24 protein-coding genes and 2 tRNA genes are annotated in these 21782 nt (G+C 67.7%); 11 read left to right on the plus strand and 15 right to left on the minus strand.

What is annotated here, in order from left to right:
* Positions 1 to 21 precede the first annotated feature (21 nt).
* The 4 genes from ppk2 to FHS00_RS01335 all read left to right on the plus strand — a co-directional run bounded on the left by ppk2 (position 22) and on the right by FHS00_RS01335 (position 3350).
* Complete coding sequence (gene ppk2 / locus FHS00_RS01320) at positions 22 to 894, plus strand: polyphosphate kinase 2 (RefSeq protein ID WP_183469117.1); 873 nt, start codon at positions 22 to 24, stop codon at positions 892 to 894.
* A 1-nt stretch (position 895) separates the two neighbouring features.
* On the plus strand, positions 896 to 1513 hold the full coding sequence (locus tag FHS00_RS01325; RefSeq protein WP_183469119.1) for a TetR/AcrR family transcriptional regulator: 618 nt from the start codon (positions 896 to 898) through the stop codon (positions 1511 to 1513).
* 273 nt (positions 1514 to 1786) lie between these two features.
* The gene (locus FHS00_RS01330) at positions 1787 to 2773 is read left to right on the plus strand and encodes a helix-turn-helix transcriptional regulator (RefSeq protein ID WP_183469121.1); all 987 of its coding nucleotides are present in this window, start codon (positions 1787 to 1789) and stop codon (positions 2771 to 2773) included.
* A gap of 67 nt (positions 2774 to 2840) precedes the next feature.
* Positions 2841 to 3350, plus strand: a complete 510-nt coding sequence (locus FHS00_RS01335; RefSeq protein ID WP_183469123.1) for an acyloxyacyl hydrolase — start codon at positions 2841 to 2843, stop codon at positions 3348 to 3350.
* Here the strand turns inward: FHS00_RS01335 and FHS00_RS01340 are convergent, their stop codons facing one another.
* The 6 genes from FHS00_RS01340 to FHS00_RS01365 form a co-directional block, all read right to left on the minus strand.
* Positions 3351 to 4424, minus strand: coding sequence for an ATP-binding cassette domain-containing protein (locus tag FHS00_RS01340; RefSeq protein ID WP_183469125.1), 1074 nt, complete (start codon positions 4422 to 4424; stop codon positions 3351 to 3353).
* Positions 4421 to 5230: an ABC transporter permease gene (locus FHS00_RS01345; RefSeq protein ID WP_183469127.1), complete on the minus strand. Its 810-nt coding sequence runs from the start codon at positions 5228 to 5230 to the stop codon at positions 4421 to 4423. Before FHS00_RS01345 ends, FHS00_RS01340 begins: the two co-directional genes overlap by 4 nt.
* Positions 5227 to 6102, minus strand: coding sequence for an ABC transporter permease (locus tag FHS00_RS01350; protein ID WP_183469129.1), 876 nt, complete (start codon positions 6100 to 6102; stop codon positions 5227 to 5229). Before FHS00_RS01350 ends, FHS00_RS01345 begins: the two co-directional genes overlap by 4 nt.
* A gap of 206 nt (positions 6103 to 6308) precedes the next feature.
* A complete protein-coding gene (rpsI, locus tag FHS00_RS01355; RefSeq protein ID WP_183469131.1) occupies positions 6309 to 6803 on the minus strand; it encodes a 30S ribosomal protein S9 in 495 nt (164 codons plus the stop codon).
* Positions 6803 to 7264: a 50S ribosomal protein L13 gene (gene rplM, locus FHS00_RS01360; protein ID WP_183469133.1), complete on the minus strand. Its 462-nt coding sequence runs from the start codon at positions 7262 to 7264 to the stop codon at positions 6803 to 6805. The genes rpsI and rplM overlap by 1 nt, the downstream gene beginning before the upstream one ends.
* 164 nt (positions 7265 to 7428) lie before the next feature.
* A complete protein-coding gene (locus FHS00_RS01365) occupies positions 7429 to 8826 on the minus strand; it encodes an aminotransferase-like domain-containing protein (protein ID WP_183469135.1) in 1398 nt (465 codons plus the stop codon).
* A gap of 90 nt (positions 8827 to 8916) precedes the next feature.
* Between FHS00_RS01365 and FHS00_RS01370 the strand changes: the two genes are divergently transcribed.
* Positions 8917 to 9138 carry a DUF1127 domain-containing protein gene (locus tag FHS00_RS01370; protein WP_183469137.1) on the plus strand — a complete coding sequence of 74 codons (222 nt, stop codon included), beginning with the start codon at positions 8917 to 8919 and terminating at the stop codon, positions 9136 to 9138.
* A 49-nt stretch (positions 9139 to 9187) separates the two neighbouring features.
* Here the strand turns inward: FHS00_RS01370 and FHS00_RS01375 are convergent, their stop codons facing one another.
* Positions 9188 to 9625 carry a PaaI family thioesterase gene (locus FHS00_RS01375; protein ID WP_183469139.1) on the minus strand — a complete coding sequence of 146 codons (438 nt, stop codon included), beginning with the start codon at positions 9623 to 9625 and terminating at the stop codon, positions 9188 to 9190.
* Positions 9626 to 9831: 206 nt separating this feature from the next.
* Here FHS00_RS01375 and FHS00_RS01380 point away from each other — a divergent pair, with 206 nt between their 5' ends.
* On the plus strand, positions 9832 to 10536 hold the full coding sequence (locus FHS00_RS01380) for a corrinoid protein (protein ID WP_183469141.1): 705 nt from the start codon (positions 9832 to 9834) through the stop codon (positions 10534 to 10536).
* Positions 10494 to 11168: a DUF1638 domain-containing protein gene (locus FHS00_RS01385; RefSeq protein WP_425486021.1), complete on the plus strand. Its 675-nt coding sequence runs from the start codon at positions 10494 to 10496 to the stop codon at positions 11166 to 11168. The genes FHS00_RS01380 and FHS00_RS01385 overlap by 43 nt, the downstream gene beginning before the upstream one ends.
* On the opposite strand, the gene FHS00_RS01390 is transcribed toward FHS00_RS01385, so the two are convergent.
* The 4 genes from FHS00_RS01390 to purM all read right to left on the minus strand — a co-directional run bounded on the left by FHS00_RS01390 (position 11165) and on the right by purM (position 14583).
* Positions 11165 to 11575, minus strand: a complete 411-nt coding sequence (locus tag FHS00_RS01390) for a SufE family protein (RefSeq protein ID WP_183469143.1) — start codon at positions 11573 to 11575, stop codon at positions 11165 to 11167. The genes FHS00_RS01385 and FHS00_RS01390 overlap by 4 nt on opposite strands.
* 109 nt (positions 11576 to 11684) lie before the next feature.
* Positions 11685 to 12857 (minus strand): ribonuclease D, encoded by a 1173-nt coding sequence (rnd, locus tag FHS00_RS01395; RefSeq protein ID WP_183469145.1) that lies wholly within the window; start codon positions 12855 to 12857, stop codon positions 11685 to 11687.
* Positions 12858 to 12949: 92 nt separating this feature from the next.
* Entirely contained in the window at positions 12950 to 13546 is a 597-nt protein-coding gene (purN, locus tag FHS00_RS01400; RefSeq protein WP_183469147.1) for a phosphoribosylglycinamide formyltransferase, read from the minus strand.
* Positions 13543 to 14583 (minus strand): phosphoribosylformylglycinamidine cyclo-ligase, encoded by a 1041-nt coding sequence (purM, locus tag FHS00_RS01405; RefSeq protein WP_183469149.1) that lies wholly within the window; start codon positions 14581 to 14583, stop codon positions 13543 to 13545. Before purM ends, purN begins: the two co-directional genes overlap by 4 nt.
* A 109-nt stretch (positions 14584 to 14692) precedes the next feature.
* On the opposite strand from purM, the gene FHS00_RS01410 reads away from it, so the two are divergent.
* Together FHS00_RS01410 and FHS00_RS01415 are read left to right on the plus strand one after the other, a co-directional pair.
* A tRNA-Ile gene (locus FHS00_RS01410) sits at positions 14693 to 14768 on the plus strand.
* Positions 14769 to 14897: 129 nt separating this feature from the next.
* Positions 14898 to 15602, plus strand: a complete 705-nt coding sequence (locus FHS00_RS01415; protein ID WP_183469151.1) for a hypothetical protein — start codon at positions 14898 to 14900, stop codon at positions 15600 to 15602.
* Here FHS00_RS01415 and FHS00_RS01420 read toward each other — a convergent pair.
* Positions 15574 to 16887: an ATP-binding protein gene (locus FHS00_RS01420; protein ID WP_183469153.1), complete on the minus strand. Its 1314-nt coding sequence runs from the start codon at positions 16885 to 16887 to the stop codon at positions 15574 to 15576. The two genes, FHS00_RS01415 and FHS00_RS01420, sit on opposite strands and share 29 nt — an antisense overlap.
* A 36-nt stretch (positions 16888 to 16923) precedes the next feature.
* Here FHS00_RS01420 and FHS00_RS01425 point away from each other — a divergent pair, with 36 nt between their 5' ends.
* Positions 16924 to 17856, plus strand: a complete 933-nt coding sequence (locus FHS00_RS01425; RefSeq protein WP_183469155.1) for an MBL fold metallo-hydrolase — start codon at positions 16924 to 16926, stop codon at positions 17854 to 17856.
* A gap of 19 nt (positions 17857 to 17875) precedes the next feature.
* Positions 17876 to 17950: transfer RNA gene (locus tag FHS00_RS01430), tRNA-Asn, on the plus strand.
* Positions 17951 to 18674: 724 nt separating this feature from the next.
* On the opposite strand, the gene FHS00_RS01435 is transcribed toward FHS00_RS01430, so the two are convergent.
* The 3 genes from FHS00_RS01435 to FHS00_RS01445 form a co-directional block, all read right to left on the minus strand.
* Positions 18675 to 19652 (minus strand): zinc-dependent alcohol dehydrogenase family protein, encoded by a 978-nt coding sequence (locus FHS00_RS01435; protein WP_183469157.1) that lies wholly within the window; start codon positions 19650 to 19652, stop codon positions 18675 to 18677.
* A gap of 317 nt (positions 19653 to 19969) precedes the next feature.
* Positions 19970 to 20800: an SDR family NAD(P)-dependent oxidoreductase gene (locus tag FHS00_RS01440; protein WP_183469159.1), complete on the minus strand. Its 831-nt coding sequence runs from the start codon at positions 20798 to 20800 to the stop codon at positions 19970 to 19972.
* Positions 20801 to 20810: 10 nt separating this feature from the next.
* Positions 20811 to 21779, minus strand: coding sequence for an LLM class oxidoreductase (locus FHS00_RS01445; RefSeq protein ID WP_183469160.1), 969 nt, complete (start codon positions 21777 to 21779; stop codon positions 20811 to 20813).
* Positions 21780 to 21782: the final 3 nt, after the last annotated feature.

A 21782-nucleotide genomic window follows, 5' to 3' on the forward strand; every position in this document is an offset into this window, starting at 1 on the left:
GTGGAGCGCGAGGAGAAACAGATGGACAAGCCGTTCGACGGGGCGATCAGCCGCTTCTACGAGGAGGAGGCGCCCGAGGAGGTCCGCGAGGCGCTGCGCAACGCCGGCAAGGACGACATCTCCAGCCCGCGCTTTCCCTATCCGTCGCGTTGGAAGCGCAAGGAATACGAGGCGGCGATGGACGCGCTGCAGGTCGAGCTGGTCAAGATGCAGGCCTGGGTGAAGGCCACCGGCCAGCGCGTCGTGGTGATCTTCGAAGGCCGTGACGCCGCCGGCAAGGGCGGCACGATCGGCCGCTTCCGCGAGAACCTGAACCCACGCGGCGCCCGCGTCGTGGCGCTGGCCAAGCCGTCGGAGATCGAGGCCGGGCAGTGGTATTTCCAGCGCTACGTGCGCGAGCTGCCGACCGCGGGCGAGATCGTGTTCTTCGACCGCTCCTGGTACAACCGCGCCGTGGTCGAGCCGGTCTTCGGCTTTGCCGACGCCGAACAGGTCGCGCATTTCTACGCTCAGGTCGAGGATTTCGAGCGGATGCTCTGCGAGGACGGCATCCTGCTGTTCAAGCTTTGGTTCAATGTCGGGCGGGCCACCCAGCTGGAGCGGTTCCTCAAGCGCGAGAACGACCCGCTCAAGCAGTGGAAGCTGTCATGGGTCGACATCGAGGGTCTGCGCAAGTGGGACGCCTATACCGACCGCATCGCCACCATGTTCGAGCGGACGCATTTCAAGCACGCCCCTTGGACCGTGATCCGCGGCGACGACAAGCGGCGCGCGCGGGTGAACGCGATCCGCAGCGTGCTGGCGCGGCTCGACTATCCCGACCGTGACACGGCAGCGGTCTGCGAACTCGATCCGAAGATCGCGGGCGGTCCCGATCTGTGGCCGCGCGACTGACGTGGCCAAGCAGGGATATCATCACGGCAACCTGCGCCAGGCGCTGGTCGAGGCCTGTCTGGAGCTAATCGAGGCCAAGGGTCCGACCGGTTTCACGCTGTCGGAGGCGGCCCGCGCCGCCGGCGTGACCCCCGCCGCCGTCTATCGCCATTTCGCCGGGCGCGAGGACCTGATCGCCGAGGCCGCGCGGCAGGGCTACGAGATCTTCGCCGACCTGCTGGAATACGCCTACGATTCCGGGCGGCCCTCGGTGCTGGCAGCCTTCGAGAAGACCGGCCGGGCCTATCTCGCCTTCGCGCGCAAACATCCCGGCCACTACGTCGCGATGTTCGAAAGCGGCCTGTCGATGCAGCGCAACCCGGACCTCGCCGCGGCCTCGCAGCGGGCGCTGGGCGTGCTCGAACGCGCGGCCGAAGCCCTGTCGCAGCGCATCCCGGCCGATCGGCGCCCGCCGCCGCAAATGTTCGCGGCGCATGTCTGGGCGATGAGCCATGGCGTGGTCGAGCTGTTCGCGCGCGGCTCGCCCGGCACGCGCGCGCCGTTTCCACCCGAGGAACTGTTGGAAACCGGTATCGGTGTCTATCTGCGCGGTCTCGGCCTGATCGCGCCTGACGAATGAGGGTGGCGGAGCCCGCCCGGATACCGGAAAACTAGGGGAACGACTAAATGAGCAGGCCCCGCCGGAACCATTCAATGTCATAGCACTTACTTTCGTGCATGGTGCGTTTGCACTAAACCCTAGATTGTTTTTCGAGTAAGTTTTAACCCCATGGTTATCAGTGCTGTCATCGAGCGGCTGAGGGATCATCTATACCAAAGCGCTATACGCCCTAACCTATGGGAATATCTGCCAAACCACCTTGCAGAGGCGGCTGGCGGCGGCGCATGGGCCTTGCAGCTCGTCAGGCCCGGGGCGCCGCGCCGTGTCGAGATTCATGGCTTCAACTTCGATCCGACGCTGCTTCGGCAGTATCCGGAGCGCTTCGCGCAAAACAACCTGTGGTTGAACGAGGTTCTCCAGGCTCCGATTCTCCAGCTCGTCGACAATGCCGGGATGGTGGATCAGAGCTGCTTTCTCGAGAGTCTCTACTATTCGGAGTTCCTGCACCCGCAGGGTGACCTCCGCCACAGCCTCGGGATGGGGCTGTCCCGCTCCTTTGCCGGGCAGCTGGTCGTCAGCTGCAACTTTGCCCCCTATCAGACAAGCGATGTGGGTCCGGCCGCGGGCGAGATTCTGTCGCAGCTCGGTCCGGACCTTCAGCGCGCGGTTCAATTGACCCGGCAGGCCGAGCGGGCGGCGATGGCGACCGGCATTCGGCTGGCCGCCGGGATGGATCGACAGCAGGCCTGCTATGTCCTCGACGCGCGCTCCCGACCGGTGGCGATCAATCCGCGGGGGCGCGAGATCGTGGCCCGCGACGCGGTGCTCGGCCTGAAGGCGGAGCGGTTGCGCTTCGACGACGAAAGCGCCAATGCGGCGCTCGACGAGGCGCTGGCGGGCACGATGCGGGCGGTATTCCCGATTGGGCATGACGGGCCGCACCGGCTTCTGGCCCGCCTGACGCCGGTGACCGAGCCCGGCTTGATCGCCCCGATCGAGGCGTTCCTGCACGGTGAAAAGGCGGTCGCGACTTTGCAGCTGGTCGGATCCGGCAGCCCCGAGGCCGTCGAGGACGACCTGCATCTCCTTTTCGAACTGACCCCGGCCGAGACCTTCGTCCTGCGCCGCCTCTGCGAGGGCCTGTCGATGGCCGAGATCGCGGAGCTACGCGGCGCGAGCACCAACACGGTCCGCAACCAGCTGCGCAGCCTGTTCGACAAGACTGGGACAAGCCGCCAGGCCGAGCTCGTTGCACTGGTCGCACGTCTCGGGGCCTGAGACCGAAACGGCTTGCTCGAAGGCGGGCCTGCGGCGAGGCTGGGAATGTCAGGCTCAGGAGGACCGCATGAACGGATCGCTCGCCGCGCTTTTCGCGATGGTATCGCTGACCGACCTCGCCTTTGGTGGCTGCGGTGACGATGTCTGCCAGTTGAAGGACCAGGGTCCGGGCCGCGTGGCACTGCAATATGGGGGCATGCTCTACCAGCGGGAACGCGAGGGTGGCGAAGCCTATCTGCAATACCACGCCCCGACGCGGCTGGGCCGGATCGAAACGGTGCTCGGCCTGTCGGTCAGCGCCTCCGGCGACACCTGGATCGGCGCCGGGCTGCAATGGACCGGCGCGCTGCCATATGACAGCTTCGTGCAGCTGTCGCTGCTGCCGGGGATCTACGCGCGCAGCAGCGGGCCGGAGCTGGGACACCCGGTCGAGTTTCGCTCATCGGCCGGGGTGGGTTACGCCTTCGACAGCGGCGCGCGGCTGTCGCTGCAGTTCGACCATCGCTCCAATGCCGGGCTGTCGGGCGCCAATCCGGGGCTGGAGACCTTCGGCGTCAGGCTGTCCCTGCCTTATTGATCAGGCCGTGAGTAGCACCAGCGCCCGTTCGTCCCAGGCCAGCCGGGTCGTCGCGCCGACCTCGAGCACGGGCCGACCGATCAGGTTCTTCATCGACACGGTGAGCGGCCGGTCGATTCCGTCCACCCGGACCTCGTAATAGGTCATGTCGCCGTAATAGACGACCTCGGCCACCGTGCCGCGCGTCTCGCGCCGGGGCGCGGTGTCGCCGTCGAACAGGATCGCGAGCGTTTCCGGCCGCAGGCCGACGGTGATCTCGCCGCCCGCCGGCAGCGCCTGCTCCGGCGCCAGTTCGGCCCGGCCGAGCCCCGCGACCTCGATCGCGCCGCGCTGGTCCAGCATCCGCCCCGGCAGGAAGTTCATCTTGCCGATGAACTGCGCGACGCGCCGGTTGGCGGGCTTGCGATAGAGCGTCTCCGGATCGGCGAGTTGCCCGATCTGGCCGTCGAACATCACCGCGATGCGGTCCGACATGACCAGCGCCTCTTCCTGGTCGTGGGTGACGAGGATGAAGGTGATGCCAACCTGGCGCTGCAGCCGCATCAGTTCGAGCTGCATCTGCTCGCGCATCAGCCGGTCGAGCGCGGAGAGCGGCTCGTCGAGCAGCAGCACCTTGGGCTCGAGGATCAGCGCGCGCGCCAGCGCCACGCGTTGCCGCTGGCCGCCCGAGAGCGCATGCGCGCGCCGCTTGCCATAGCCGCCGAGTCCCACCATCTCGAGCGCCTGCTCGACCGCCCGCGCCTTCTCGACCTTGGAGCGCGGATCACGGCGCAGGCCGAAGCCCACATTCTCGGCGACGCTGAGATGCGGGAAGACGGCGTAGGACTGGAACACCATGTTGGTCGGGCGATGGTTGGCGGCCACCCCCTTCATGTCGCGGCCGTCGATGCGGATCGTGCCGGACGAGACCTCTTCCAGCCCGGCGATGGTGCGCAGCAAGGTGGTCTTGCCGCAGCCCGAGGGGCCCAGCAGCGAGAAGAACTCGCCGGCCCGGATCTCGAGGTCGATGCCGCGCAGCGCATGGTAGTCGCCGTAATGCTTCTCGACGCTTTTGAGTTCGATGAGAGCGGTCACAGGAAGCCTCCGGTATCCTTGATGCCGGCCCGGGCAAGGCCGCGGCGGCGGAACAGTTCCGCGATGACGAGCAGCACGACCGACAGCGTCACGAGGATCGTGCCGAGCGCCATGACCACGGGCAGCTGCGCCGGAAAGCGCAGCAGGCCCCAGATATAGACCGGCATGGTCGGGTTCGCGCCGGTCAGGAAGAAGGCGATGATGAATTCGTCGAGGCTGATGGTGAAGGCGATCAGCATCGAAGACACGATCCCCGGCATCACCAGCGGCAGCGTCACGAGGCGGAAGGCCGAAAGCCGGCTTTCGCCCAGATCCATCGCCGCCTCCTCGATCGAGGGGTCGAGGTTCTGGAAGGCGCCGTTCAGGATCGCGATCGAGAACGGCGTGCAGATCAGCACATGCGCCGCGATCACCGTCCAGTTCGACAGGTTCAGCCCCAGCACCTGCCGCATCACGATCAGCAGTGAGACCGCGACAATGATCTCGGGCAGCACGAGCGGCAGCATCACGAAGCCGAGGATCCCGCCCTTGCCCGGAAACCGCGCCATGGCGCCGGCACGGGCGGCGCAGATCCCCAACAGGGTCGCGAAGATCGCCGTCATCGCAGCGATGAAGAGCGAGTTTCCGACTGCCTGACGCAGCGCCGCGTTGCCGGCGAGATCGCCGAACCAGTGGGTAGTGAAACCCTTGAGCGGAAAGGCGATGATCGTCGCGTCGTTGAAGGCGAAGAGCGGCAGCAGCGCGATCGGCGCGTAGAGGAACAGCAAATACAGGATCGCATAGACCCGGAGCGGCAGACCCTTCATCCCCGCCCCCGGAGCCAGCGGCGGTTGAGCATGACGAAAGCCAGCGCGATGGCGGTGACGCAGATCATCGCGACGATGGCGATGGCCGCACCCATCGGCGCGTTGTTGAGCTGCAGGAACTGGGTCTGGATCATGTTGGCGATGAGCTTGCCCCCGGCGCCGCCCATCAGCTCGGGCGTGACGTAGTCGCCGATGGTCGGGATGAAGACGATCAACACGGCGGCGACGAGGCCGGGCATCGACAGCGGCAGCGTCACGCGGAAGAAGGTGGTGAGACGGGTCTCGCCCAGATCGCGGCTGGCCTCGATCAGCGAGCGGTCGATCTTTTCCAGCGCCACGAAGATCGGAAGGATCGCGAAGGGCGCAAAGGCATGCGCCAGCGTGATGATCACCGCGTTCACGTTGTAGAGGATGAAGCTCAGCGGCTCGTCGATGATCCCGGCGCCGATCAGGCCCGAATTGATCACGCCGTTATAGCCGAGGATCACCTTCCACAGGAACACCCGGATCAGGTAGCTGGTCCAGAACGGGATGGTGATCAGGAACAGCCAGAGCGACTTGCGCTCGGGCCGGACATGGAACGACAGGAAATAGGCCACCGGGAAGGCCAGCACCACGGTGACCAGCGTGACGATCCCCGACACCATCAGCGACCGTCCGAGCAGCACGGTATAGATCGGCTTGTCGAAGAACTCGCGGTAATTGGCCAGCGTGAAGCTGGTGTCGATGGTCATGAAGTCCTGCGTCCAGAAGCTGAACAGCACGACCGCGAGAATCGGCAGCGCCAGCAGCGCCAGCGCGTAGAAAAAGGGCGGTGCCAGCAGCATGGCCGCCCGGCCGCCCTCGGATTTCGTGAAGTTCCCCAGACCCATGGCCGCCCCGTGATGCCCCGCGAGGATGCTTGACCGCGCAGCGGCAAAGATCAACCGCACGCGCGCCTTTCGCCGCAATCGCGACGCTGCGCAAGTGGTCTCGTGCAGCCGGAACCATCACGCGGCGATCCCGTGTTCGGCCGCCACATGCGAAAAGGGCGGCCCCCGCAGGGACCGCCCTTTCCTGTCGCGAAATCCGCGAGAGATCAGCGCTTCGAGAACTGGAAGCTACGACGCGCCTTGCGCTTGCCGTACTTCTTACGCTCGACGACGCGGCTGTCACGGGTCAGGAAGCCCGCGGCCTTGAGCGCGCCGCGCAGCGAGGGATCGTACAGCTGCAGCGCCTTGGAGATGCCGTGCTTCACGGCACCGGCCTGGCCCGAGAGACCGCCGCCGGCGACGGTGGCGTAGACGTCGAACTGGCCCGAGACGTTCGCGACCTGGAACGGCTGGCGCAGGATCATCTGCAGCACCGGACGGGCGAAGTAGACGTTCATCTCCTTGCCGTTGACGGTGACCTTGCCGGAGCCCGGCTTGATCCAGACGCGGGCGACCGCATCCTTCCGCTTGCCGGTGGCGTAGGAGCGGCCCAGCTCGTCGCGGACGGGCTCGCGCGGGGTCAGGGTCTCGGTCGCGGCGGCCTGGCCTTCGGTCGAGACGGCCGAGCCCAGCTCTTCGAGCGAATTGATCTGATCGGCCATTATGCGGTCCTCATGTTCTTCTTGTTCATGGACGCGACGTCCAGAACCTCGGGCTTCTGCGCCTCCATGCCGTGCTCGGCACCGGCGAAGACGCGCAGATGGGTCATCTGCTGACGCGACAGGCGGTTGCCCGGCAGCATCCGCTTGACGGCCTGCATGACGACGCGCTCGGGGTGCGCACCATCGAGGATCTGCTGCTTGGTGCGCGACTTGATGCCGCCCGGGTGTCCGGTGTGCCAGTAGAAGTGCTCTTCGCGCTTCTTGCCGGTCATCTGCACCTTGTCCGCGTTGATCACGATGACGTTGTCACCCATGTCCATGTGCGGGGTGAAGGAGGCCTTGTGCTTGCCGCGCAGGCGCATGGCGATGATCGAGGCGAGGCGACCCAGAACGACGCCCTCGGCGTCGATCAGGATCCACTTCTTCTCGATATCCGCCGGGGTAGCGGTGAAGGTTTTCATGGTTCTGCCCTTGATCTGCAACGCGCACCGCCCCGAACGGGCCGCCCGCGCAAATTCGATGGGCGGGTTCTAAACGAAGCAGTGGCGCAGTCAAGCGCACATCTTCCAAAATAATCTTTACAAATCAATGACTTGAAATTAAGGTATCAATATACCCCACTATTTCAGACCTCCATCACATGCGGCGGTGAGGAAAGCAGCGCCGCGAGCCGGTCGATCGCCGCCACGAAGGCCGCATCCTCGCGCAGGCCGGTCACCGCGATCCGCACCGCCGAGGGCGCCCGCCCGTCGATCAGCGCGAACTCGTCGGCGGGCTTGAGCCGCACGCCCTCGGCCTCGGCGGCGCGCGACAGCGAAGACGGGCGCCAGCCGCGCGGCAGGTCGAGCCAGGCGAAGGGCACGCCCTCCCGGGTGCGGGGCTGCCACGGCGCGAGCCGGTCGCGCAGGATCGCGAGGCGGCGGGACTGCACCTCGAGCACGGCGTCGCGGACCCGCGCGGCCACGCCCGAGGCCAGCGCGGCCTCGGCCAGCATCACGGTCGGGCGCGAGAGGCCGAAGAACTGCTGCTGCGCCGCGACGCGGGGCAGCGCCGCGCGGCCCGGCGAAGAGAGGATCGCGCCGAGCCGCAGATCGGGGCTCAGCGTCTTAGACAGCGTCGTCACCACCCAGGAGCGTTCCGGGGCGAGGCGGCGATAGCTGGCATCCTCCCCGGCATCGGAGCGGAAGCAGTCATCGTCGATGATCTGCATATTGTACTCCCGCGCGATCGATACAATTTGCGCCCGTCGCGCCGGGGAAGTGCGGATGGTCGTCGGATTGTGTGCCTCAGCACTGGTACAAAGCAGCTGTGCGCCAGTCTCCCGGCAAGCCCGCTCCAATGCGTCGGGCAGCAGCCCCTCCTCGTCGAAGGCAACGCCCTGGATCTCGGCCCGGACCAGCGCCGCGGCGTGGCGGAAGCCGGGATAGGCCAGCTCTTCGGTCAGCACGACCGGGCGTGGCCCGTGCAGCAGCGCCTGCAGCAGCACCACCATGCCATGCTGGGCGCCGGAGGTGAGCACCACGTCTTCGGCCGTGACCGGGCCATGGGCGGGCGCGGCGAACCATTCCCCCAACGCCGCGCGCAGCCCCGCATCCGCTTCGGGATCGGGATAGCTGACATAGGCGCCGGGGGCGGGATCCGGCAGTGTTTTCAGCAGATCATGCAGCATTCGTCCCTGCCCGACATCGGCCACCTGCGCGGTCCGCAGGTTCAGCATCCGGCCATCGGCGGCAAAGCCTGCCGTGTCGAGCAGCGCCGGCAGCGGTGCCGGAATATCCGGCTCGGCGACGAAGGTGCCGCGCCCGACCACCGCCCGCAGCACCTCCTGATCAACGAGGTCCTTATAGGCGCGGGCCACGGTGCCCGGCGTCACGCCAAGCCGCCATGCCACCTCGCGCACCGGCGGCAGACGGTGGCCCGGCGCGATCGCCCCGGTGCCGATCGCCTGCTGGATGGAGCGCTTCAGCGCCTGATGCTTGACCGGGCCACCCTCGTCGAGGCTGGGCCACCAGATTGTATCCATGACAAAACTTCCGTGGACGTCAATACGCGTTCATTGTATGCCTGTTTTCACAGCATAGCAGCACATTGTATCGACACAAGAGAGACCGTCATGACCACCCTCGCCCGGACCACCCTGCCCTATGAGGCCGCCCTCGATCAGGGGGCCATCTCCGCCCTGCTCGTCGGCCTCGCCCGCAAGGTCGCCGTGTGGGAGCGTCGTGCCCGCACCCGCCGGGCGCTGTCGCATCTCGACGCGACGGCGCTGCGCGACCTCGGTCTCGACCCCATGACCGCGCAGGCCGAAGCCGCGCGCCCGTTCTGGAAGGGCTGATCCCCGGCCCGACCATGCCTGCGGGGCCGGATGCGTCCGGCCCCTTTTTTCATGCCGGTGCCGCGCCCTGCGCGGCGCCGGGCGGGATCGAATAGGTCATCGAGGCCCGCGCCACCGGTGCCGCCTCCCCCTCGCTGAACAAGAGCGCCTCGCCCACTGCCAGCCGGCGACCGAGCTTCAGCAGTCGCGTCTCCGCCAGGAGATCGCGCCCTGCATCCGGCTTGCGCAGGAAATCGATCGAGGCCCCGGTCGTCACCGCAAGCCCCACCGGGCCGATCCGCGACAGGATTGCCAGATAGATCGCCACGTCGGCGAGGCCGAACATTGCTGGCCCCGACACCGTGCCGCCCGGGCGCAGATGCATCTCCTCGACCAGAAGCCGCAGCACCAGCCGCGCCTCGGTCGCCTCCTCCACGGCGAACTGCGTCGCCACCTGCGCGAAATCGCGCGCCAGAAACGCGGCCAGCGCCGCCCGGTCCATCTTCATGTGGTCTCCTCCCGGCGTCACGTTCGGTCGGCGGCTCGATCCGCGCAAGCCCGGAGTTGAGCGCGCCTCATGATGGTGCTGCCCCGTTTTCATTTGCATCGCCGTCGGTTGCGATGCAGGCAGTGTCGGAAACGACCGCGACCGATGCCCCGATCCGGGCATTGATCCGACCGAAAGACATCGCCCGCCCCGAGGAGTGCCGCGACATGGCCGACGAAGACGACCTGATCCTTTCCGAACTCGATGACGAGGAACTCGTCGCGCAGATGTTCGACGACCTCTATGACGGCCTCAGGGACGAGATCATGGAGGCCACCCAGATCCTGCTCGATCGCGGCTGGGCGCCCTATGACGTTCTGACCAAGGCGCTGGTCGGCGGCATGACTATCGTCGGCAACGATTTCCGGGACGGGATCCTGTTCGTGCCCGAGGTGCTGCTCGCGGCCAATGCCATGAAGGGCGGCATGTCGATCCTCAAGCCGCTGCTGGCCGAGACCGATGCGCCGCGCATGGGCAAGATGGTGATCGGTACCGTCAAGGGCGACATCCACGACATCGGCAAGAACCTCGTCGCGATGATGATGGAGGGCGCGGGCTTCGAGATCGTCGATCTCGGGATCAACAACGCGGTCGAGAGCTATCTCGAGGCGCTGGCGCGTGAGAAAGCCGACATTCTGGGCATGTCGGCGCTGCTGACCACCACCATGCCCTACATGAAGGTCGTGATCGACACGATGAAGGAGCAGGGCATCCGCGACGACTACATCGTGCTGGTGGGCGGCGCGCCGCTGAACGAGGAATTCGGCCGCGCGATCGGTGCCGACGCCTATTGCCGCGACGCCGCCGTCGCGGTCGAGACGGCCAAGGACTGGATCTCGCGCCGCCACAACCAGATGCAGGCGGGCGCCTGAGCGGGCCCGCCCCCTCCGACGCCGCGCTGACGCGCGAGGGCCTCGCCCCATCCGGGCGGGGCCGCGTGCTGGTGATCGCCTGCGGCGCGCTGGCGCGCGAGATCCTCGCGCTGATCGGGCAGCGCGGCTGGGATCACCTCGATTTGCACTGCCTGCCCGCCATCCTGCACAACCGACCCGACCGGATCGCCCCGGCGGTCGAGGCGGCGGTGACCGCCCGGCGCGACCGCTATGACAGGGTCTTCGTCGCCTATGCCGATTGCGGCACCGGCGGCGATCTCGCCCGCAGCTGCGCCCGGCTGGGCGTCGAGATGATCGAAGGCCCGCATTGCTACGCCTTCTACGAAGGCGTGGCGGCGTTCGAAGCCAAGGGCGAGGTGACCTGCTTCTACCTCACCGACTTTCTGGTGCGGCAGTTCGACGCCTTCGTCTGGGAGCCGCTCGGCCTCGACCGGCATCCCGAGCTGCGCGACATGTATTTCGGCAATTACACGACGCTGGTCTACCAAGCGCAGACCGACGACCCCGCGCTCACCGACCTCGCCCGGCGCCATGCCGAACGGCTGGGGCTGGGCTTCGAGCATCGGCTGACGGGGTATGGCGAGCTGGAGACCGCCCTGGCGCGGGCCTAGGCCGCGGCGAGCGCGGTCTCGCGGATCCGCTCGACCATGGCGCGCAGCCCGTTCGAACGCTGCGCCGACAGGTGGTCGTTGAGGCCGAGCCGGGCCAGCTCGCCGCCGGCATCGATCCGGGGCACCTCGGCCACGGGCAGCCCGTCATAGAGCGCGTGCAGCACCGCGATCAGCCCGCGCACGATCATCGCATCGCTGTCGCCCCGGAAGTGGTAGGCGCCGCCTTCGGGCGCAGGCACGAGCCAGACCTGGCTGGCGCAGCCATGCACCTTGGTGGCGGGCACCTTGAGCGCGTCCTCGAGCGGCTCCATCGCGCGACCAAGCTCGATCACGTGGCGGTAGCGATCCTCCCAGTCATCGAGAAACTCGAAGGTCTCGGCAATTTCCTCGAAGGCGGGCTGGGCCATCTATGTCTCCTGCGGTTCGGGCATGCCTTCTACGTAAGGATGCCGCCCGGTTTTGCCAGTGGCAGGAGCGTCATCCCCGCCGCTTGGATCATTGAAATGCCGGCGCGGCTCAGAGTTCGACGGTCACTACCTGCGCGCCCTTCGCGGCGAGCGCCACGCGGCCCTCGCACAGCGCCAGCGCCTGCTCGCCGAACACCTCGCGGCGCCAGCCATAGAGCGCGTGCACCTCGCGTTCGCCCGCCGCCAGCGCGTCGAGATCGGCCGACGACGCGATCAGCTTGGGCGCGACGCCTTCGGCTTCGGAGCGCGCCTTGAGCAGCACGCGCAGCAAGTCGGCGAGCGCCGGGTTGACCTGAAGCTGGTCGCGCGGCTTCTCGGCCTTCGGCAGCTTGTCGGCGGGCAGCTTCGCGGCCCGGTCGATCGCCGCAAGGATGCCTTCGGCGATCTCGCCCTTGCGGGCCTCGCGCAGCAGCAGGCGTGACCGGCCCAGATCCTTTTCCGAGGCGGGCCGGGTCGAGGCCAGCTCGACCAGTGCGTCATCCTTGAAGACCCGCGAGCGCGGCACGTCGCGTTCCTGCGCGTAGGCTTCGCGGAACTGCGCCAGCTCGCGCAGCGCGGCGATGAATTTCGGGCTGTTGGAACGCGTCTTGACCCGCTGCCAGGCTTCGGTGGGATCGACACGGTAGGTGGCGGGATCGTTCAGCACCGCCATCTCTTCGGCAACCCAACGGGCGCGGCCGGTCTTCTTGAGCTGGGCCGCGAGCCATTCGTAGATCACCCGCAGATGCGTCACGTCGGCAAGAGCATAAGCCATCTGCGCCTCAGAAAGCGGGCGGCGCGACCAGTCGGTGAAGCGCGAGGACTTGTCGATCTCGGCGCGCGCGATCTTGCGCACCAGCGTCTCGTAACCGGCCTGCTCGCCGAAGCCGCAGACCATCGCCGCGACCTGCGTGTCGAAGAGCGGCGCGGGGATCAGCCCGGCCTCGACCTGGAAGATCTCCAGATCCTGGCGCGCGGCATGGAACACCTTGACCACGCCCGGGTCGCGGAACAGCGTGTAGAGCGGCGCGAGGTCGAGTCCCTCGACCAGCGGATCGACCAGCACGGCACTGCCCTCACCGCCATCCGGGCCGTCGGCGCCGGGATGGGCAAGCTGGATCAGGCAGAGCTTGGAATAGTAGGTCCGCTCGCGCAGGAACTCCGTGTCCACCGTGACATAGGGGTGCTTCGCAGCCCTGTCGCAAAAGGCGGCGAGGTCTTCGGTGGTGGTGATCGTCTGCATGTCGTCCCGGGCTTGCGGAGAAAAGAGGGCGGCGCTGGCGCGCCGGTCCCCGTTCTCTTAGGCGATGCGCGCCGGGATGGAAAGCATGGCCCTCAGAGCAGTACCGGCCGGCGGTCGCCGACGGCGAAACGCCGCAGCACCATCGGGTAGAGCCGGTGCTCCTGCACCAAGACCCGGGCAGCCAGATCGTCGGGGGTATCGCCCGCCTCGATCCTGACCCGCGCCTGTCCGAGCACCGGGCCGCCGTCGAGCTCGGCGGTCACCTCGTGCACCGAGCATCCATGCTCGGCATCGCCGGCCTCGATCGCCCGGGCATGGGTGTGCAGCCCGCGATATTTCGGCAGCAGCGAGGGATGGATGTTGAGCATCCGGCCCTCCCAGCGGCTGATGAAGCCCGGGGTCAGGATCCGCATGAAGCCCGCGAGGCAGATGATGTCGGGCCGAGCCCGCTCCAACCGCTCGGTCAGGGCCGCCTCGAAGGCGGCGCGATCCTTGCCGAAGGGCCGGTGATCGACCGCCGCCGTCTCGATCCCGAGATCGGCGGCCCGGGCCAGCCCGGCCGCCTCCGGGTCGTTCGAGGCCACCAGCACCGGCCTCGCCGGGTGGTCGCCGGCCATGTCGCGGACCAGCGCCAGCATGTTCGAGCCGCCGCCCGAGATCAGAATGGCGACGCGCTTGTGGTCGATCACGACAGCGTGCCCTCGTAGGCGACCCCCTGCCCGGCCACGACCCGGCCGAGCCGATGCACCGTCTCGCCCTCGGCGACCAGCAGCTCGGTCAGCGCGTCGGCACGCTCGGCGGAAACGGCCAGCACCATGCCGATGCCGGAGTTGAAGGTCTTGAGCATCTCGGCCTGCTCCAGTCCGCCTTCGCGCATCAGCCAGTCGAAGACCGGAGGCAGCGTCCAAGCGCCCAGATCGACCTCGGCGCCCAGCCCCTCAGGCAGGACGCGCGGCAGGTTCTCGGTCAGGCCGCCGCCGGTGATATGCGCCAGCGCGTGCACTCCGCCGGCGCGGATCGCCGCCAGCACCTGCTTCACATAGAGCCGGGTCGGCGCCAGCAGCGCCGCGCCCAAGCTTTCGTCGGAGAAGGGCGAGGCGTCGTCCCAGCCCAGCCCGGCGCGCTCGACGATGCGGCGCACCAGCGAATAGCCGTTGGAATGAACGCCGTCGGAGGCGAGGCCAAGGAGCACGTCGCCCTCGGTCACGCCGTCGGGCAGCGCCTGCCCCCGCTCCATCGCGCCCACCGCGAAACCGGCGAGATCGAAATCGCCGGCCGGGTACATGCCGGGCATCTCCGCCGTCTCACCGCCGATCAGCGCGGCCCCGGAGGCCTCGCAGCCCGCCGCGATGCCCTCGATCACCCGCGCCGCATCGTCGAGCGCGAGCTTGCCGGTGGCGAAGTAGTCGAGGAAGAACAGCGGCTCGGCGCCCTGGCAGACGAGGTCGTTGACGCACATCGCCACGAGGTCGATGCCGACGCCGTCGACATGGCCGGTATCGATCGCGATCCGCAGCTTGGTGCCGACCCCGTCGGTCGCGGCGACCAGGATCGGATCGGTGTAGCCGGCGGCCTTGAGATCGAACAGCGCGCCGAAGCCGCCGAGGCCGGACATGGTGCCGGGTCGGTCGGTACGTTTCGCCGCGGGCTTGATCCGTTCCACGAGCGCGTTGCCCGCGTCGATATCCACCCCCGCCTGCGCGTAAGTGAGCCCGTCCTTCTGCATCGCGTCCCCCGAATGCCGGTTTGTGAAGTGACGCCGCGATACCTCAGACCCCCCGCGAGGGCCAGCGCCAACTTGACCCGGACAGGCTGTCTGCTAGGAGAAAGCCCGGGGGCCCGTAGCTCAACGGTCAGAGCAGACCGCTCATAACGGTTTGGTTGGGGGTTCAAATCCCTCCGGGCCTACCAAATCATCATCTCGAACCCCGGCAGTGGTGAAAGAACCGCCATTCGCGGTTTCGGACCTGTCCGGGGCTGGACCCGCACGGAACGCGTGTGGCACCCTCGAACGGGGGCCTTGGGGACGTGGAATAGCAGATGATCGAATTGCCTTGGGGGCTCGGCCGGCTCGACCGGCGGGTTCTGTTCACCCTTGTCGCGCTCGATCTCGTGCTGCTGGCGATCGGCATACGCTACGGGGTGATGGTGGCGCTCGACCCGTCCGTGCATTGGCCCCGGCCGCTCCAGTTCGACCACGACTGGGGCATCGCCGAGATGCTCAACTACGTGAAATGGCTGGTCGCCGCCGCAGCGCTCGGCCTCGCATGGCGGCGGGATCGGGCGCTGCTGCCCGCGGCGATCGCGGCGACGTTGCTGCTCGCGGTGCTCGACGATGCCGGGCGGCTGCATGAGCGCGGCAGCATCGCGCTGGCGCTCGGCACCGGGCTTTTCGACCGCATCGGCAGCCTTGCCTTCCAGCTATGCGAGCTGGTGGTCTGGGCCGGGCTCGGCCTTCTCTGCCTCGGCCCGCTGCTGCTTGGCTGGCGCCGCGCGGATGTTGGGCTCCGGCGCCGGGCGGCGGGGCTCGGACTGTTCTTCGGCGGCGTCGCCCTCTGCGCGATGGGCATCGACACGCTGCATGTGCTTGTCGGCCTGGCCTGGCCCGACCAGCCGCTTCTCGGCGGCCTGTTCATGGTGGCCGAGGGCGGCGGCGAGAACCTGTTTCTCAGCCTGATGACGGCGCAGGCGGTGGGCAGCTTCGGTCGCGGCGGCCTCAGCGCACCAGCACCAGTTCGGCCCTGAGCCCGCCGAGTCGCGGGCTGTCGCCCAGATGCAGAGTGCCGCCATGGGCATGCGCGATGTCGGCGACGATGGCGAGACCCAGCCCGACGCCGCTGCCGCGGTCCTGGTTGCGTGCCGGGTCGAGCCGGGTGAAGGGCCGCATCGCCTCCTCGCGCTGGTCGGCGGGAATGCCAGGGCCGTCATCCTCGACGAGGATCCGCAGGCTGCGCGGCCCGATGATCAGCGACACCTCGCAGCGCGCGCCATAGCGCAAGGCGTTGTTGATCAGGTTCTCGAGCGCCCGTCGCAGAGCGAGCGGTCGCAGCGGCATCGGCTCGGAACGCCCCTGTCCCGGGCGCAGCGCCACCGCCTGCCCGGCGCGCTGGGCATCCTCGACCACCCGCGCCACAAGCGTCTCGGGATCGGTCTGCTCCACCTTCTCGGACGCATCGCCGCGCGCGAATTCGAGGAAGGCGTCGATCAGCCGGCGCATCTCGTCGACGTCACCAGCCAGCGGCGCGGCCTCCTCCTCCGGCAGCATCGACAGGCCGAGCCGGAGCCGCGTCAGCGGCGTGCGCAAATCGTGGCTCAGCCCCGACAGCATCAGGCGACGCGCCTGGACCTGCCGCTCGATCCGGTTGCGCATGTCGAGAAAAGCGTTGCCCGCCGCCCGCACCTCCCAGGCGCCGCCGGCCCGGTAGGGCACGATCCGGCCCTTGCCATAGGCCGAGGCGGCCGCCGCGAGCCGGGTGATCGGCCGCAGCTGGTTGCGCAGGAAGAGATAGGCGATCAGCGTGAACAGCGCCCCCAGCACCACGATCATCACCAGAAGCTGGTGCGGGTTGCGGGCCGAGATCCGGCGGCGGTCGAAATTGACCTCGAGCGCCCCGTGATCTGTGCCGAGCCAGACCCCCACCCGCCGCTTGGCGCCGAGATCGACCACCAGCACCTCGTCGAGCCCGGCGTTCAGCGCCGCCACCACCTGCCGCCCCGACAGGTCCCAGCGATCCACGCGGTCCTCCTCCGGCGGCGGCGCGAAACGGGTCTCTAGCTCCAGAGCCCGGCCCAGCCGCGCCGCCACGTCGCGGGCCGCGCCCGGACCGGGTGCGGCGTCAACCGATTCGACCAAGTGGTTGAGTTCGAGCAGCACCGATATTGCCATCTGCCGCGTCACGCCTTCGTAATGGCGCTGCACGAAGCTGATCGAGATCACCAGCTGCAAGGTGACCACGGGCAGCAGCAGAATCAGCGTCGCGCGCCCTTGCAGGCCGCGCGGCAGCCATCGTTTCAACCAGTCGAAAGCCATGGCGCAGGCTAGCCGCGCCGCCGGGAAAGGAAAAGCATGACCGACGCGCCCCTGATCCGCTACGAGCCCGACCTGCTGCGGCTGCGCGCGCCGAATCCCTCGCCGATGACCGGCCCCGGAACCAACAGCTGGATCCTCGGCGACGACCGGCTCTGCGTGATCGATCCCGGCCCCGACGATCCGGCGCATCTCGGCGCGCTGTTGGAGGTCATCGCCGGCCGCCCGGTGTCGGCCATTCTCGTCACCCATGCCCATCTCGACCACTCGGCCCTGGCACCGAAGCTGACGCGGGCCACCGGCGCACCCGTCTGCGGCTTCGGGCCCGCGGATTCGGGGCGCAGTCCGCTGATGCGGTCCCTCGCCCGGGACGGCGTGGGTGGCGGGGAAGGACTCGACCACGGTTTCCACGTCGACCGGCGGCTGGAGGATGGCACGACCGTGGCCTTCGGCACTGACGAGCTCGTCGCATGGCACATGCCGGGCCACATGGCCGGGCATATGTGCTTCGGCTGGCGGGACACGGCGTTCTCGGGCGATCTGGTGTTGGGCTGGGCCAGCACGCTGATTTCGCCGCCCGACGGTGACGTTGCGGCCTTCCGTGCCTCCTGCGCCCGGCTGCGCGACCTGCGCCCGCGCCGGCTCCTGCCCGGCCATGGCGACACGATCGAGAACCCGGCCGCGCGCATCGACTGGCTCCTCGACCACCGCGCCGCGCGCGAGCGTCAGATCCTCGCGGCGCTCGAACAAGGCGCGCAGACGACCGAGGGGCTGGCCACGACGATCTACACCGACACGCCTTCGGCGTTGCTGCCAGCTGCGCGACGCAACATCCTCGCGCACCTGATTGATTTGATGGAGAGAAAGCTCGTGAGGGCCGACGGCGCACCCCTGCCCGAGGCGCGCTTTGAATTGACGTCGGGAGAGGTAGAATTTTTCTCGGAGAGGCACTGGACACCGCCGAACGGATGACTGTATATCGCCCCCATGTTCCGGCGTAGCTCAGCGGTAGAGCAGTTGACTGTTAATCAATTGGTCGTAGGTTCGATCCCTACCGCCGGAGCCAAATAATTCCAAGCTACGGCTTATTAAGGGCTTTTTCGACATAGCGTCGAAGAAGCCCTTTTTGCTTGCGACTCCTGTCTCGCTGGCTGGCACAGGAGTCAGAGCGCTGCACACCCGTCCAACCGATCAACCCCACCGCGCGCACCGCCCCTCCGGCTTCCACTTGCGCCGACGCTGGCCCCGGAACTGGTCTGCCGCAGAGATCTGGACCCCACCGAATAAATTGTCACTGCACTTTTCGCTTCGGTCGCACCTCCCGGCCGAAGCGAAGGTGGTGGCCTAGAAACCGACGACGGACACTGCTGAGTACCCCCGGCTCGCATCGGGCGATCCTGGCCAGGGACTCACCCACTCCGAATAGGTGTCACTGGAACGGGGATCGCGGCCCCATCATCGGCCCCATATGAACCTCTTTGGATAGACGCCTCGCTAATTCTAACGCCGGTCTTGAGGCAGCCGCTGTATCAATGACGCTGGGGCTTGGTTCCAGTGCGGCCCCACTTCTGACACCGCTCGCCACCGCAGAACGGGCGCTTCTGGTTCAGGTTTGAGCGTGTTGCAATCTTCGTGATCGCTTCGTCTTGCGCCCGAGTTCTTGGATCTTCGCCTGGGCGTCCTCGATCTGGGCGGGGCCGAGAGCCTCGAAAGCATCGAGGAACGTTTGGCCACGCGCTTTGCTGAGGGGGTGCGACCGGGCGCTTGGATGCCCGGTCCGCACATGAGGATCAGACCTCGATGACCACCTTGCCGATGGCTTGTCCGCTTTGCAGCCGGGCATAGGCATCGCCGACCTGCGTCAATGCGAAAGTTTGTTCGTCCAGCAGCGGCCTCACCGCACCGGCATCGACCAGTTTGGAAAGCTTCGCGAGGATCTCACCATGAACCTCGCGCCGGACGTCGTGCAGCATAGGCAGCAGCATGAAGACGACGTGCAGGGAGAGCCCCTTGAAGTGGGCGGGCGACAGGTCGATTTCCGACAGGGCGACCGTCGTGACCACATGGGCGTTCAACGCCGCCGCCGCGAAGGAGTTCGTGAGGTTGGCCCCACCGACCGTGTCGAAGACCGCGTCGAAGCCGGTATGGGCCGCGACGTAGTTCTCGATCCTCTCGGCCATGAAGTCGATGGGTCGGGCCCCGTAACCTTCGATCACCGAAAGCTGGCCGTCGCCGGTGCCCGTCGCGGAAACCTCGGCCCCGAGGTGACGCGCCAGTTGCACGGCGAGATGCCCGACGCCGCCTGCACCGCCCTGCACGAGCACCTTCTGCCCGGCGTCGACGCCCGCGCGCTCCAGCCCTTCCCAAGCCGTGATGCCCACCAGCGGCAAGGCAGCGGCCTCGCGCATCGACAGCGTCTTGGGCTTGGGCGCGATCAGCCTGGCGTCGGCGGGGATGAATTCCGCCAGCGCGCCCTGAAGATCGGCCAACCCGCCGGCGCAGCCATAGACCTCGTCGCCCACGGCATAACCGGTCACGCCTTCACCGACCTCCTCGATGATGCCGGCGAAATCCATGCCCAGCACGGCCGGCAGGTCGGGTGACAGGGGCAGGTCCTTGCCCATGGCCTTGATCATCGTGTCGATCGTGTTGACGCTCGTCGCCTTGACCCGGACGAGGACTTGGCCAGAGGCGGGTTGCGGGCGCGGCATGTCGGCCTCATGGAAGGCCGCCTCGGTGCCGTAGTCGTTCAGGGTCATGGCTTTCATCGGTATCTCCTGCCGAGTGTTGCGTTGGTCAGGAGATACGGGAACTGCACTAAGGATATAATCTGCCCAGATCGGAGTTCAGTTTTCGGGAATAGGATATAGTCCTTTTGTTGGCGGCTCCCCGTTTTCAGCTGCCGCGACCCGTCTGCGCCTGTCTCGCCTTGAGAGTTTTGGGCCCGGCGACCTTTCAGAGGCGCAGGACCGGTCGCGCGGCATCGCGCGCGAGCTTGTGCTGCAGTTCGTAGCGCCTCCACGAGGCCGCGCTCTCCGACCAGGCGTCAAAGGTGCCCGTTGTCATGTCTCCTCCGCCGTGGCGGTTAAGGCGACCCTGCGACGATCTTCAAAGTCAAGCTTCCGCCGTGCCCCGCTCCGCCGGTGAGGTCGCGGATCGCGTCCATGACCGCGGCGACTTGGCTCCTGTCACTTGCCGCCGCGTGGGGCTGCGCGAAACGCCCGCTGTCATTGTCGAAGTAGCGGCCGGTGGCCTCGGCGAACTCGTCCGACAGCGCAGCGCGGCCTAGGATGTCGGCCCCGATCGATAGGTCGTTGCCCGCCACGCCGAAGCCCTCCTTGACCATTTTCGAGGCCAGCAGGGAGCCGGGGTTCACGGCGATGAAGGCCGGGCCGTCCGGATGGGCGCGGGCCATCTCCTGCGTCCAGATCGTGATAGCGAGCTTGCTCTGGGCGTAGGCCTGCATGTGATCGAGCGCGTGCCTGCCGCGCAGGGCGTTCGTATCCACCGGCGCCTGGGCCGCCGAGGACAGGTTCACCACGCGTCCATCCTTCGGGATGATCGGCAGCAGCTGCCGCGTCAGCAGATAGGGCGCGAGGGTGTTGACGACGAAGCGGGTGTCGAGCCCCTCGGTCGTCCGGGCCTGGGGGGTCTTGAGGACGCCCGCGTTGTTGATCAGCACGTCGATGCGGTCGTGGCGGCTCTGGATGTCTTCGGCCAACGCCGCGACCTCTACGAGGCGGGACAGGTCGGCGCGGAACGTCTCCGAGGCATCGGCCACCTCCCGCGCGGCAGCTTCCAGCTTTTCCGCGCTGCGCCCGTGAAGCAGGACGGTGTGGCGCTGCGCGGCCAGCGTCTTCGCGGTCAGCAGGCCGATGCCGTCGGTGGCGCCGGTGATCAGGATCGTCTTGGCCATTGGTGTCTCCTCAGCTGTGAAACTCCGGCAGGATCTCGTCCGCCAGTCGACGCATGGTGTCCTCGATATCCGCGCCGTTGAACCGCAGGTTCAGGGCGACGTGGTTGATGCCGAGGTCGCGGATCTGCGTCAGGTAGCGCCGCAGGTGTTCCGTTCCCGACCGAAAGCCGAGATGGATCGGCTGGGGGGACGCGTCCGCTTGCGCGACGAGATCCACGTAGAGGGATTGCATCACCGGCTTGTCGGGCAGACCGGCCTCGGCGATCCGGCGGCGATACTCGCCGACCACGTGGCCCTGCGTCGCCGCGTCGCGCGGATAGGTCATCCAGCCGTCGCCGTTCCGCGCGACCCAGTCGGGAGATTGCTGGCTCCCGCCTGTGATCAAGAGCGGCAGGCGGCCGCTCGCGGGCTTGGGCAACATGTCGATCCCGCCCGACAGCGTTCCGTGCGCTGTGTCGCGACACGGGTAATCCTCGGCCATCGCCCGGATGTAGTCCAGGCTGTCGCGGAACCTCTCGCCGCGATCCTCGAAGATCATGTTCAGGGCGGGATATTCGTCAGGCCGGTCGCCGGAGGCGACACCCAGCAGAAGCCGCCCGCCCGAGAGCACATCGGCAGAAGCGGCGGCCTTGGCTACATGGGCCGGGTGGCGCAGTGGCAGGACGATGCTGGCCACGCCGAGTGCGATATCTCGCGTCGAGGCCGCCAGCGCCCCGAGGTAGACGAAGGGATCGAAGAGCTGCCCGGCATCGCCGAAGGAGGGCACGTTGAACGGCACGTCCCGCAGCCACAGCGCCGAGAAGCCGAGACTGTCGGCCAGCCGCGCGCGCTCGATGTGACGCGCCATGTCGGGCCCGGCGCCGTGCGGATAGGCTTCGAGCGGAACGACCAGCCCGATGCTCATCCGTCCCGGCCTGAAGACGGTGTTGTAGGCGCGGTTCGGGCTCGGGAATGCCGCGGGTCCGGTCTTGTCCAACATCTT

This window comes from Limimaricola variabilis, assembly GCF_014195545.1.
Classification (GTDB): Bacteria; Pseudomonadota; Alphaproteobacteria; order Rhodobacterales; family Rhodobacteraceae; genus Limimaricola; species Limimaricola variabilis.